General features: G+C 45.0%; 12 protein-coding genes. 3 read left to right on the top strand and 9 right to left on the bottom strand.

The genetic code is table 11. The features are described from left to right. The first annotated feature begins 22 nt into the window (after positions 1-22). Positions 23-892, top strand: a complete 870-nt coding sequence (locus QEP08_RS15800; RefSeq protein ID WP_285059484.1) for a transglutaminase-like domain-containing protein — start codon at positions 23-25, stop codon at positions 890-892. Here the strand turns inward: QEP08_RS15800 and QEP08_RS15805 are convergent. Beyond that, positions 887-1,804 carry an alpha/beta hydrolase gene (locus tag QEP08_RS15805; protein WP_285059486.1) on the bottom strand — a complete coding sequence of 306 codons (918 nt, stop codon included), beginning with the start codon at positions 1,802-1,804 and terminating at the stop codon, positions 887-889. The two genes, QEP08_RS15800 and QEP08_RS15805, sit on opposite strands and share 6 nt — an antisense overlap. Beyond that, positions 1,804-2,878, bottom strand: a protein-coding gene (prfB, locus tag QEP08_RS15810) for a peptide chain release factor 2 (protein WP_285059488.1) whose coding sequence is annotated in 2 segments (ribosomal slippage) — positions 1,804-2,817 and positions 2,819-2,878 — 1,074 coding nt in all. Because the reading frame shifts where the segments join, the coding sequence is not laid out codon by codon here. Before prfB ends, QEP08_RS15805 begins: the two co-directional genes overlap by 1 nt. 166 nt (positions 2,879-3,044) lie before the next feature. Here prfB and pgi point away from each other — a divergent pair. Continuing rightward, positions 3,045-4,691 carry a glucose-6-phosphate isomerase gene (gene pgi / locus QEP08_RS15815; RefSeq protein WP_285059490.1) on the top strand — a complete coding sequence of 549 codons (1,647 nt, stop codon included), beginning with the start codon at positions 3,045-3,047 and terminating at the stop codon, positions 4,689-4,691. Positions 4,692-4,824: 133 nt separating this feature from the next. Next, the gene (locus QEP08_RS15820; protein ID WP_285059492.1) at positions 4,825-5,364 is read left to right on the top strand and encodes a DUF4251 domain-containing protein; all 540 of its coding nucleotides are present in this window, start codon (positions 4,825-4,827) and stop codon (positions 5,362-5,364) included. A gap of 112 nt (positions 5,365-5,476) precedes the next feature. Here the strand turns inward: QEP08_RS15820 and QEP08_RS15825 are convergent, their stop codons facing one another. The 7 genes from QEP08_RS15825 to QEP08_RS15855 all read right to left on the bottom strand — a co-directional run bounded on the left by QEP08_RS15825 (position 5,477) and on the right by QEP08_RS15855 (position 12,307). Further along, positions 5,477-6,577, bottom strand: coding sequence for a glutaminyl-peptide cyclotransferase (locus QEP08_RS15825; protein WP_285059493.1), 1,101 nt, complete (start codon positions 6,575-6,577; stop codon positions 5,477-5,479). Next, positions 6,558-6,920 (bottom strand): YraN family protein, encoded by a 363-nt coding sequence (locus tag QEP08_RS15830; RefSeq protein WP_285059496.1) that lies wholly within the window; start codon positions 6,918-6,920, stop codon positions 6,558-6,560. The genes QEP08_RS15825 and QEP08_RS15830 overlap by 20 nt, the downstream gene beginning before the upstream one ends. Next, complete coding sequence (dnaG, locus tag QEP08_RS15835) at positions 6,921-8,885, bottom strand: DNA primase (RefSeq protein ID WP_285059498.1); 1,965 nt, start codon at positions 8,883-8,885, stop codon at positions 6,921-6,923. It lies immediately after the preceding gene. Positions 8,886-8,916: 31 nt separating this feature from the next. After that, positions 8,917-9,582 (bottom strand): SGNH/GDSL hydrolase family protein, encoded by a 666-nt coding sequence (locus QEP08_RS15840; protein WP_285059500.1) that lies wholly within the window; start codon positions 9,580-9,582, stop codon positions 8,917-8,919. A gap of 41 nt (positions 9,583-9,623) precedes the next feature. Next, positions 9,624-10,571: a hypothetical protein gene (locus QEP08_RS15845; protein ID WP_285059502.1), complete on the bottom strand. Its 948-nt coding sequence runs from the start codon at positions 10,569-10,571 to the stop codon at positions 9,624-9,626. A gap of 118 nt (positions 10,572-10,689) precedes the next feature. Next, positions 10,690-11,877 carry a M20 metallopeptidase family protein gene (locus QEP08_RS15850; RefSeq protein ID WP_285059503.1) on the bottom strand — a complete coding sequence of 396 codons (1,188 nt, stop codon included), beginning with the start codon at positions 11,875-11,877 and terminating at the stop codon, positions 10,690-10,692. Beyond that, complete coding sequence (locus QEP08_RS15855; protein WP_285059505.1) at positions 11,867-12,307, bottom strand: SPOR domain-containing protein; 441 nt, start codon at positions 12,305-12,307, stop codon at positions 11,867-11,869. Before QEP08_RS15855 ends, QEP08_RS15850 begins: the two co-directional genes overlap by 11 nt. Positions 12,308-12,353 lie beyond the last annotated feature (46 nt).

The following is a 12,353-nucleotide window of genomic DNA, read 5'->3' on the forward strand; positions in this document are numbered from 1 at the left end:
CACGTAAAAGGTTAAGAAATAGGTGGAAAATAGTAAAGAAATAAGTGCCCTGGTAAAATTGCTGGACGACCCTGATCTGGAGATCTATAAGCATGTGGAAGAGCGCTTGCTGGCGTATGGAAATGAGGTGATCGATTTTTTGGAAAATGCCTGGGAACACTCCCTGGATTCTTTGCTTCAGCAGCGCATTGAGAACATTGTCCATAAGATCCAGTTTACCAATGTTAAGGAGGACCTGAACCTGTGGTACCAAAGCGGCGCTTTTGATTTGCTGCAGGGGGCGCTTGTCATCAACCGTTATCAATATCCCGATCTCAATGAAGAGAAGATCATTCTTCAGATAGAAGAGATCAAGCGCGAGATCTGGCTGGGCCTCCAGTATGAAATGAGTTCTATCGAAAAAATAAAGCTCATCAATCATGTCTTTTATAATGTTTACGGTTTTAGCGGCAATACAAAAAATCACCATGACCCGCAAAATTCTTACATCAACCAGGTGCTGGAAAGTAAAAAGGGCAACCAGATCTCACTTGCAATTATCTATTCTACCTTAGCCCAGAAGCTGGACATTCCTGTATACGGCGTAAACCTGCCCCAGCATTTTATATTGGGTTATATTGATGAAAGTAAACGTGAAGAACAGGAATTTGGCGTATTATTTTACATCAACGCATTCAATAAGGGGGCTATTTTTGGAAAACACGATGTAGACCAGTTCCTCCGTCAGTTAAATCTCGACCCGCTGCCGGGCTTTTACGCCCCCTGCAGTAATGTCGAGATCATCAGAAGAGTGATCAGGAACCTGATCTCCGCTTATGAGAACCTGGGTTCCAGGGATAAGGTGGAGGAGCTGAAAGAACTGCAGGACATCCTCATTAACCCGGACTTATAACCATTTATTGGCGGTCATCCAATTTTTCAGTCTTTCAAACCAATCGTCTTTCGTGGTCTTGTTGTTCAGTCCAAAACCATGGCCGCCGCCCTGATAAAGGTGCATCTCTGCTTTTACTTTATTTTTGACAAGGGCCTGGTTAAACAGGATGCTGTTTTCAACCGGGACACCGCCATCGTCGTTGGCATGCACCAGGAAGGTAAGCGGGGTGTTCGCATTCACATGTTTTTCATTAGAAAAATATTCTCTTTGTTCTGCTGTGCCGTTTTTACCGATGAGGTTAATTGCTGATCCCTGATGAGCAAAGGTGCCAAAGGAGATCACCGGGTAGATCAAAATGGAGAAATCGGGGCGCAGACTTAACTTTTCGGGGTTTGGGATTTTTACGTCATCATAATGAACGGTAAGTGTGGAAGCGAGGTGTCCTCCTGCAGAAAAGCCCATGATACCAATTTTGGCGGGATCAATCCCCCATTTCACCGCATTTTTTCTAACCAGGTAAATGGCTTGTTCTGCATCCATCATCGGCCCGATGGATTTGTCTTCCATGATGGCGTCGCTGGGCAGGCGGTATTTCAGGACAAATGCGGCTACACCGGTTTCGTTAAATTTTTTGGCCACGTTAAAACCTTCATGATCTATCGCTAAAATTCCATAGCCGCCACCCGGGCAAATGATCACGGCTGTACCGTTGGCCTTTTCTTTGGCTGGCAAAAAAACGGTCATGACCGGCACAGATACTTTCGCTGTCCTGGTGATATGATCTGCGCCTACAGGCGACACCTCTTTATAATCTGCCGGAGTGGTCTTAGATCCGGGAATTTTTCCTTCGTAAAGACTTACAATTTCCTGGGCCATCAGGCCGCTCGCAGATGTTGTCACCATAAGCAGTGCGATAAAATGCTTCTTCATTAGAATTCCATTAAATATGCTTTTAAAAAGTCATTGATGTCTCCATCCAGCACTGCCTGGGGGTTTGAGGTCTGGTAATTGGTCCGGTGGTCTTTGACCCTTCTGTCGTCCAATACATAACTTCTGATCTGGGAGCCCCATTCTATCTTCTTTTTGCTGCCTTCTACCAGTGCGGTGGCTTCCATACGCTTGCGCATCTCAATTTCATACAGCTGGGATTTCAGCAAACGGATAGCATTCTCTTTGTTTTGCAGCTGTGAGCGGGATTCCTGATTCTTGATAATGATGCCCGACGGCTTGTGGTATAAACGTACCGCGGTCTCTACTTTGTTGACGTTCTGTCCGCCGGCCCCACCGGAACGGAAAGTCTCAAATTCAATTTCCGAAGGATTGACTTCGATCTCTATGGTATCGTCTACAAGGGGGTATACATAAACTGAGGCAAAAGAGGTGTGCCTTCTTGCATTGGAATCAAAAGGAGAGATCCGAACCAACCGGTGCACTCCGTTTTCGCCCTTGAGGTAGCCGTAGGCAAATTCCCCGAAGATTTCAATGGTGACTGATTTAATTCCGGCTACCTCACCCTCCTGGTAGTCCTGCTCGGTTACCTTATAACCATTTTTCTCTGCCCACATCAGGTACATGCGCATGAGCATATAAGCCCAGTCACAACTTTCTGTTCCTCCCGCACCCGCAGTAATTTGCATGACAGCTGGCAACTGGTCTTCTTTTGTCTTGAGCATGTTTTTCAGTTCAAGACCTTCAATGGCGTTTACGCACAGGTCAAACTGCTCATGCATCTCTGCTTCAGTGGCATCGCCGCTTTGCCAAAAATCAAACATGACCTGTGTATCCTCCAGCAGGCCGTTTACCTCCTGCCAGCCGTCTGTCCATATTTTTTTTGCATTGATCTGAGCGATGTGCTGCTCTGCTTTTTTTGGATCGTCCCAAAAATTTGGCTGCAGCGTAAGTTCCTGTTCTATACGGATATCTTCTAAACGGTTATCAACGTCAAAGATACCTCCTCAGCGACGTTACTCTGTCCCTTAAATCCTGAATTTGTTCTTTAGTCATAATGACAAACTTATATAAAATTGCTTTAGTTAAGTAAAATCTTTTCACAAATAGCTCCTTTATCTGTTAAATATGATAATATCGCTCCCCTTGATTATAATGGTAACAACAATTGAATTTCCGGAAATAAAATAAACCGCTACATTTACAAAAACACTTTAATATTATGCTTCCTACAGTAAACTTCACAGAAACCGACGCTTACAAATACCTGGCTGATCATTTCATCAGCATCAACGAAAAAGACTTAAAACAACTCTTTAAAGAAGACGAGGGGCGCTTCGAGAAATTCTCCCTGATATTTGAAGATATCCTGTTCGATTATTCCAAAAACAGGATTGATGATACCACCATTGCCCTGCTGATCCAGCTGGCCAGGGAATGCAAACTGGATGAAGCCATTAAGGCAATGTTCAGCGGCGATAAGATCAACCAGACAGAAGGCAGGCAGGTACTGCATGTAGCGCTCCGTGAACCCGCCAGCGGCGAGATCCTGGTAGATGGCAGAAACGTAGTAGAAGATGTACACCAGGTGCTGGCCAAGATGGAAAAATTCAGCAATGCCATCATTTCCGGGGAATGGAAAGGTTATACAGGTAAAGCGATTACGGATGTAGTCAATATCGGTATCGGTGGTTCTGACCTGGGTCCGGTAATGGTTACTGAGGCGCTAAAGGCTTACAAAAATCACCTGAACCTTCACTTTGTATCCAATATAGACGGTACACACATCGCGGAGACGTTAAAGACGGTTGATCCGGAGACAACACTGTTCCTGGTCGCTTCCAAGACGTTCACTACCCAGGAGACGATGACCAACGCAAATACGGCCCGGGAATGGTTTCTGAGCAAGGGCGCGAAAAAAGAAGATGTAGCTAAACATTTCGCAGCCTTGTCCACGAATGCCAGAGATGTTTCTGCTTTTGGAATTGATACCGCCAATATGTTTGAATTCTGGGACTGGGTGGGTGGTCGCTACTCGCTATGGAGCGCCATTGGCCTGCCGATAGCCCTGAGTATCGGATTTGACAATTTTAAGCAATTGCTGGCCGGTGCGCATGCAGCTGACCAGCATTTTGAAACTGCAGAATTTGAAATAAACATTCCCGTAATACTTGCACTGATCGGGGTTTGGTACATCAATTTCTTTGACGCCGAAACGCAGGCCATTTTGCCATATGATCAATATATGCATCGCTTTGCTGCTTATTTTCAGCAGGGAGATATGGAAAGTAACGGCAAGCACGTGGACCGCAACGGAAAAGATGTTGCTTATGAAACAGGGCCGATCATCTGGGGTGAGCCGGGTACAAATGGACAGCACGCTTTTTATCAGCTGATCCATCAGGGAACGCGTTTGATCCCTTGTGATTTTATAGCCCCTGCCCAAAGCCTGAACCCGATAGGTGACCACCACCCGATTTTGCTGTCAAATTTCTTTGCCCAAACTGAAGCACTGATGAACGGCAAAACAAAAGAGCAGGTAGTGGCTGAACTTCAAAAGGAAGGCAAGAGTGACGCAGAGATTGAAAAACTGGCGCCGTTTAAAGTTTTTGAAGGCAACAGGCCTACGAATTCTATTTTGTTGAAAAAGGTAACGCCTTTTAGTTTAGGCAGCCTGATCGCGTTTTATGAGCATAAGATTTTTGTACAGGGCATCATCTGGAACATTTTCAGTTTTGACCAGTGGGGAGTAGAACTGGGCAAGCAGCTCGCAAAAAGCATATTGCCCGAACTTGGAGATGATCAGGCTGTTTCTTCTCATGACGGCTCTACCAATGGCCTGATCAATCAGTACAAGGCCTGGAGATAGCTTTTGTTTCCAAGATATAATATAGCCCCCATAAATTAAACCTTATGGGGGCTAATTTGTTCTAATACAATAAACTACCAATATAATTTTGTATATTCATTTATGAATATATACTAATGAAAATCCATGTAATATGAACAATCTTAAAAGCTTTTTAATTGCCGCTGCAATGTTTACAGCGGTACAGGCATCAGCCCAGACTGATAAAGAAACTACTATCAAGTTAGTGGAGGCCAAAAATTTAGTGTTCAACGCGACTACCGCTTATCCGTTAGCGAGCGTTGACATCAATGCGATTTTGAGTAAAATGCCGGGAGGGCAATCGGGTTCGGCGATCCAGCTGAGCGGTTCGCGGTACCAGCTGAAGATAGACAAGGAGAGCATCGACTCTGATCTGCCTTATTATGGAAGGGCTTACACTGCCACAAGAGACCCAAATGAATCGGGCATCAAGTTTAAATCTAAAGATTTTGCTTATACGACCGAGAAAAAGAAAAAAGGAAACTACGTCATTACCATTAAACCGAAAGATGCCAAAGATGTACAGAGCATGACGCTCAATGTAACATTGAATGGCTACGCTACATTAAATGTAAATAGTACCAACAGGCAGCCGATTACCTTTTACGGGTACATCGCTGAGTCTCCCAAGCAAGGCGAACTGAGCAAGTAACGGCGAAGGGCTAAACGTTTATTGGCAGCCCGTCATAGCGAGGCACAAAGCAATCCCATCTGGTATGAGGAGATTGTTTCGTGCCTCGCCTATTTTTTACTCGTCAGATTTCTTATTGCTTGGGCACCAGTGCGATCTCAAACAGCTTAGGCCATTTTTTTCCGGTTACAAACAGACGCTTTCCGTCTTTATCCCAGGCAATACCGTTTAAAACATTATTGGATATGGAATAATCGTCCTTAAAATAATCGCCCGGCAGTAATCCGGACAGATTTATTCGCTTTTCTACAATCCCGGTATTGGGATCAATAACAATAACATCGTCCTTGGTGAACAGGTTAGCATACAGCTTACCATCAATATATTCCAGCTCATTGATCATGTCTACGGCACCTTTGTTGTCAAATACATCGATGACCTTTTCGTCTTTATAGGTGTCTTTGTTCATGAAATAAAGGCGGTTTGTGCCGTCAGAAGTGATCAAATGTTTGCCGTCAAAGCACAGGCCCCAACCTTCTCTGCTGGTCTGGTAATTAAATGAATCCAGTTGTTTAAAGGTTTTTGCGTCATATACAAGGCCTACATTGGTTTTATAGGTCAGCATAATGATTTTGTCACCAACCAGCGCAGATCCTTCTCCATAATATTTTTTATCCAGGTCCAGGCGCTTTAAGGCTTTACCCGTTAACGGATCCACCCATCTTAATGTAGAATGTCCCTCCTCGCCTGTGCTTTCTAGGAACCTGCCGCCATGGTAGGCCAGCCCTTCTGTGTAAGAGGTAGTGTCGTGCGGATAGGTCTTCACGATTTTATAAGTGTACTCCTGCGGTTTTATTCCGGAATTCAGCAATACACTTATCGTGGCGGTGTCTTTCAGTCCATCCCTGTCCACGATGGCTGTGATGATCTTATAACCAACAGAGAGTCCTGATGTTTTCAGGACAACCGGTTTGGCGTCACTGCTGCTGCCAGCCGGTTTGCCATCCAGTAAATAAATAGCTGAAGTCAGTTTTTCTCCTTCAGGAAGGTCAAGCTGGACTTTGATGTCTTCACCCAGGCTGATGCTCTGCCCCTGTTCAGGAAGCTTAAAGCTGATCGCTGAAATCTCAGGCTTATCCTTGCAGGACAACAGAAAAAGCATGCTGCACAACAGGAACAGCACCGGTATGATTTTAAAGAATGTGTCGGTATTTTTAACTTGGCCAGAATGCATCTTCTATGTGATTAATTTTATAAAGGTCTTTATTTTCAAAAACAATTGCAATAACGTCAAACCTGATCTCGCCCTGGTGATTGGTTTGTTCTATATAAGCGGAAGAAGCGTATTCAAGCTGCTGCTCTTTCTTCCTGCTGACAAAATCTTCGGGCATTCCGTAATCTATGGAGGAGCGGGTCTTTACTTCTACAAAGATGATGGTCCCTTGCTGGTTAGCAATAACGTCAACTTCAGCTCTTCCGTACTTCCAGTTCATCTTCAAAATGTGGTAGCCCAGATTTTCCAGGTAATCCCTGGCTATTTCTTCGCCGCGTCTGCCCAGATCGTTGTGACTCGCCATCTATTTTAATATAACTGAACCCAGGAATTTGGAGATCTCTTTTTCCACACCTTTGATGAATGAATAGCGCTGCATCAGGATTTCCTGGTTGGTGCTGTCCTCTTCTGTTTTGATTTCCTGCAGCAGGCTCAGGAGCATCCGGTCGACTTTACGCTTTTTTAGATGAAATATGCCGCCAAGGATGGTTGCCTTAAGATTTACCGTTTCGTCTCTGACATAGATCTGGTGCTTATTGTACCAGTTGTCGCTAAGTGTGTAAGGTGAAGTGGAAAGCGTTATGGCCAGGTCCTGGATCTCCCTGTCCTCACTTTTTATAAATTGATTGGCCACAGGCAGATGTCCGTTTTCAATCTCCTCTCTGTAAATATCTATGATCCGTTTGCACAGGGCATCTTCAAAGGTAACGTCAGACAGGTTCTGCATGATGAATGAACCGATGTACATGTTATCGATCTTGTCCCAGTTGACCAGTTCATGCCCGAAGGCCAGAAGCAGACGGACAATTTCTCTTTCCTGAATCTGGTCATTGTCGGGCGCAGCCTCAGGAGCAAGTGCTGCTCCGGGATCCGGATTTTCAAACAGGTTGTCTGGCGGGCCGTCCTGATAAGGGTTTTGAAACTGCTGGGATTGCGCATTGTTGGTATTGCTGCTTTTTTTGAACTTCGCAGCCCTGATCTTATTGAGCTCAGACAAAAGCGTTCTTTCCTCTATCTGCAGCAGACCGCTGCATTCCCGGATGAAAACTGACGCTTTAATGTCATCGGGTATTTTGGCGATGCTTTCGACAATATCGCGGATGATGCCAGCTCTTTTGATCGGGTCTGTACCTGCCTCTTTAAGGAGAATGCTGGCTTTATAGAGTATAAAATCCTTTCGGGTGTTTTCAATGTACTTCTTAAACTCACCGGAACCTACATGGTGCATATAGGAATCCGGATCATGGCCGTCAGGGAAAAGCACCACTTTTACATTGAGGCCTTCCTCAAGGATCATGTCCAGTCCCCGCAGGGAGGCTTTAATCCCCGCGGCATCCCCGTCATAAAGTATGGTTACGTTTTGAGTGAACCTGCCGATCAGCCGGATCTGTTCGGTGGTCAGCGAAGTTCCTGAGGAGGCGACGACATTCTCTATTCCAGCCTGATGCACGGAAAGGACGTCTGCATAACCTTCCACCAGGTAGCAATTGTCTGCATCCCTGATGGCCTTCTTGGCATGAAAGAGGCCATAAAGAACGTTTGATTTGTGATAGATCTCGCTTTCGGGAGAGTTTACGTATTTCGGAACGTTCTTATCCGTCTTGAGCGTGCGTCCGCCGAAACCGATAATGCGTCCTGTAAAATTGTGGATAGGGAACATAACCCGACCCCTGAACCTGTCATACAGTTTGCCCTTATCATTTCTGATGGCCAGTCCGGTCCTTTCCAGGTAGTCTTCCTTATGTCCCGCAGCAACCGAGCTCTGGATCAGCGCATCCCAGACGTCGGGTGAATAGCCCAGCTGAAACTTTTTGACAATATCCTCCCTGAACCCACGCTCTTTAAAATAGCTGAGGCCTATGGCACGTCCTTCTTCGCCCGTCCAGAGCTCATTCGCAAAATAATTTGCAGCATACTCAGAAACAATGTAGAGACTCTCCCTGGCGTTTTGCGCTTCTATATTCTGGGGCGACTGCGCAATTTCCTCGACCTCAATATTGTACTTGTTGGCCAGGTATTTCAGTGCCTCCGGATAGGAATATTTTTCATGGTCCATAATGAAATGGACAGAATCTCCACCCTTGCCGCAGCCAAAACATTTATAAATTCCCTTTGCTACAGAAACATGGAACGAAGGTGTCTTTTCATTGTGAAAAGGGCAATTACCGATTAAACTGGACCCACGCTTTTTTAAAGGCACAAAATCACCTACCACCTCCTCTATACGGGCGGTGTCCATGATTTTGCCTATGGTGTCCTGGTTAATCAACTTGCTTGTACATTAAAATCCGGTGAAACTTTTATTGGACCAGTGGAAGTAAATTGTCCGCCAGCGTCTGGTTTCCCTTAGCGTTCAGGTGCACGCCGTCGGAAGTGAGGATGCCTTTTTCTTTGTCTTCTATATTATTCTCCGCATTGTATGTTTTAAATATAGTCCTCAGGTCGCAAAGCGGCAGGTTGTTTTTTGCTGCGATGTCCCTGATGGCACCTGAATATTTATCGAGGTCAGCATCCATTTCATTGGCATTGTTTTTCTTCTCACCGATCACAGCAGGGGTACACAATACCACTTTGGCTCCGTTAGCGCGGATCTTTTTGATCAGCGCTTCGTAAAAACGGATGAATTTATCATAATCGGTACCGGTTCTGCTGGATTGCTTATGCCACACATCGTTTACACCAATATAGATCACGACTACATCGGGCTTTTTATTCAGCACATCATCTTCCATACGCAGGTACAGGTCATATACCTTATTTCCTCCGATGCCGGCACCTATCACCTCGTATTTGGACGAATCGAGTGCTTTTTTTATGAGATCCACATAACCTCCGGGCTTCACGCCTGCCTGGGTTATGGAATCTCCAAAAAAGATGATCTTTTTAGGCTTCAGGTTCATGGCAGACAAGAGCAGTATCATGGCAAATGCAGAAAATAAGGCTATAGGTTTCAATAAGGTTTTCATACTTATGTTTTTGATTTTATTTACCTCACGAAGTTAAAAAATTACTTGCCTTTTCCAAGATGGTAATCCTTATGTACAATTAAAAAACTTGCCCTTTCTTCTTTCTTGAAGGGATAATCCCAGTTGCCCTGGTAAGTAATTTTGGCTGGCAGTTTCTCTTCCCCAAAGTAGCTGGTTTCGATGTTCATCTGTACATCAAAATCAAACAACAGGTTGCTGTATTTCATATCCACATAACGCCCCAGGATCTCAAAAGTGCGCTTGTCAAAAATGGTCGTCAGCTCCTTGATCATCAGCCCTTTTTTTGTGCTGTTGCTCAGGTCTTTCTTTACCGTCACCTTAAACCAGTAAACCGGTATGGAATCCAGGTAGGTGCCGCTTTGATAAGCATAATCATAATATTGCCGCATATTGGCTGTAAAGATCTGTGTCTTGCTGCCAATGAAGGGCAATCCTTTAATTGGCCTGCCGGGCGCAAAGATCAGGGTCTTTAATTTATCCTTATAGCTTTCATTGGTATCTCCCGCTTTGCCCGCAATCATAGGGCCTTCAGCGACAAATCCGGTCTGGTAAGCATTCATAAAGATGTAGTCGAACATCTCCAGGGTGTACAGCTGGTATTTGCCATTCTTTTTATACACATTTCCCGTATCCCGTTTGGCCAGATACTCCATTTTCTTTACGCCTTCATTGGTATGCCTGATCTTACGGTAAATGCGCCCGTCGACCTTATTCCTTTTGTTGTAAGTATAGATATTGTTCTCTGCGATGAAGTTGTATTTTTTCATGTTCCTGAACGCCTGGTAAAAACTATTGTCGCTGATGATGGCATTGATAAAGGTTTCTACACCAAATTTCTGCGCTTTGATATTGATTACAGAGTCCAGTTGTATGGTTTTAATGGTATCAGGATTGAACCTGTTAATCTCCTGGGCTATACTACTCTGAATATAAAATATCATCAACGCCGCCCAAAGTAATTTTTTCATCTATTTTAATTTTGTATACGGTCGTCATCCCAAATTCATTTTACTGCGTAGCTTTCCGCTGCGCTACAGGTCAGGATGGCGTGTGTATTATCAGGATACATGTATATTCATAGAAAGCTTAATTGCCCAGCTGCTTCAGTGCGATATACGACATTAACCCGGTAGATACCTTTAGCGCATCCTCATCCACATCAAACCTTGGTGTATGTACGGAGTAACAAGTGTCCTTTTCTTTATTGCCGGTACCCAGCCTGTAGAAACAGGCATCGGTAACCTGCGAATAATAGGCAAAATCCTCAGCTGCCATCCAGATGTCCAGATCTATCACATTCTCTTTACCGAGGTAATCTTCGGCGTAAGCACGCGCACTGGCGGTCAGTTTTTCTTCGTTGATCAGGTATGGGTAGCCATCCATGATCCTGAATTCACAGCTGCCGCCCATACTTTCAGCTATTCCTTCTGCCATTTTTTTCATCAGCAGTTTGGCCTCTTTGCGCCATTCTTCGTTGAGTGTCCTGAAAGTACCTTCTATTTTTACTTCATTTGGGATGATGTTGGTCGCACCATTTGCGATCACTTTCCCAAAAGAGAGTACGGAAGGCAGACGCGGATCAGCGTTCCTGCTCACAATTTGCTGCAAAGCTATAATGATGTGCGATGCAATCAGCACCGGATCAATGTTCTGATGCGGCTGCGCACCGTGCCCGCCTTTGCCATGTACCGTCACATAAAGTTCATCAGTGGAAGCCATATAAATACCTGATCTGAAGCCTACTTTGCCGGCGTCGATCAGCGGCATGACATGCTGGCCAACAATGTGCTGTGGCTTAGGGTTTTCAAGCACGCCTTCTTTAATCATGATGCTTGCGCCACCCGGAAGCAACTCCTCTGCGGGCTGAAAGATCAGTTTGACCGTGCCGCCGAATTCAGCCTTCAGGCTGTTCAGTATAAATGCGGTACCCAGCAAAGAAGAACTGTGCACATCATGCCCGCAGGCATGCATCACACCATTATTCTTTGAAGTGTAAGGTTTTTCATTTGCCTCCAGTATGGGCAGGGCATCCATGTCTGCGCGCAGCGCAATGATCTTGTCTGAAGGCAATTCTCCTTCAATCAATCCCACCACACCTGTATTTGCCATTTCCGTAAAAGGAATCCCCCAGTCCGTTAATAGCTTCTTGATAAAAGCGGAAGTTTCATACTCGTGAAAGGACAGTTCCGGATTGGCGTGAATATGCCGGCGATACCCGACTACCTGTTCAAATATATCACTTGAAAGGTGCTGGATCTTATCTTTATTTATCATTTTCGTATTCTAAATTAGGTGCATTAATTTTCTCCCTGAAGATAAAAAGAGTGGGAAATTCGGGCCTGAGCTCATTCATCAGACGCTGCGCCTCCAGCCGGGTTCTGAAATCTCCTGCGCGCAGGTAATAATTGGGCTCCTTGTAGGTGATATAAGTATTTAAAGTCGGGTATAGGGATTTGAATTTGGCCTGCTGACTAAAAACCTCTCTTCTGTCAGAACCATAAAACACCTGTACCCGGTAGCCCACCTGAGAAACCACAGCTCCGGGTTTTACGGTTCCGCTTCCCGAAGGCATGTTGTTCAGCACGATCCTTTTAGCGATCAGGCTGTCTATCATCGGGTCTTTCACTATGGTGACCACTCCCCTGGACTGCGCGAACGCGCCAGCAGCAAAAAAACAAAACACACAGGTAATCGCTATTCTCATGAGCCGGGATTTAAAAAAGAATGCCGGGTTCTTTTTTACAAAACTC

It is taken from the genome of Pedobacter ginsengisoli (assembly GCF_030244015.1).
GTDB lineage: Bacteria > Bacteroidota > Bacteroidia > Sphingobacteriales > Sphingobacteriaceae > Pedobacter > Pedobacter ginsengisoli.

Bases quoted from the DNA above. Each gene is read 5' to 3' on its own strand.
- QEP08_RS15805 (WP_285059486.1), bottom strand. From the start codon at position 1,804: ATGAAGAAGCATTTTATCGCACTGCTTATGGTGACAACATCTGCGAGC.
- pgi (WP_285059490.1), top strand. From the start codon at position 3,045: ATGCTTCCTACAGTAAACTTCACAGAAACCGACGCTTACAAATACCTG.
- QEP08_RS15820 (WP_285059492.1), top strand. From the start codon at position 4,825: ATGAACAATCTTAAAAGCTTTTTAATTGCCGCTGCAATGTTTACAGCG.
- QEP08_RS15825 (WP_285059493.1), bottom strand. From the start codon at position 6,577: ATGCATTCTGGCCAAGTTAAAAATACCGACACATTCTTTAAAATCATA.
- QEP08_RS15830 (WP_285059496.1), bottom strand. From the start codon at position 6,920: ATGGCGAGTCACAACGATCTGGGCAGACGCGGCGAAGAAATAGCCAGG.
- QEP08_RS15840 (WP_285059500.1), bottom strand. From the start codon at position 9,582: ATGAAAACCTTATTGAAACCTATAGCCTTATTTTCTGCATTTGCCATG.
- QEP08_RS15845 (WP_285059502.1), bottom strand. From the start codon at position 10,571: ATGAAAAAATTACTTTGGGCGGCGTTGATGATATTTTATATTCAGAGT.
- QEP08_RS15850 (WP_285059503.1), bottom strand. From the start codon at position 11,877: ATGATAAATAAAGATAAGATCCAGCACCTTTCAAGTGATATATTTGAA.
- QEP08_RS15855 (WP_285059505.1), bottom strand. From the start codon at position 12,307: ATGAGAATAGCGATTACCTGTGTGTTTTGTTTTTTTGCTGCTGGCGCG.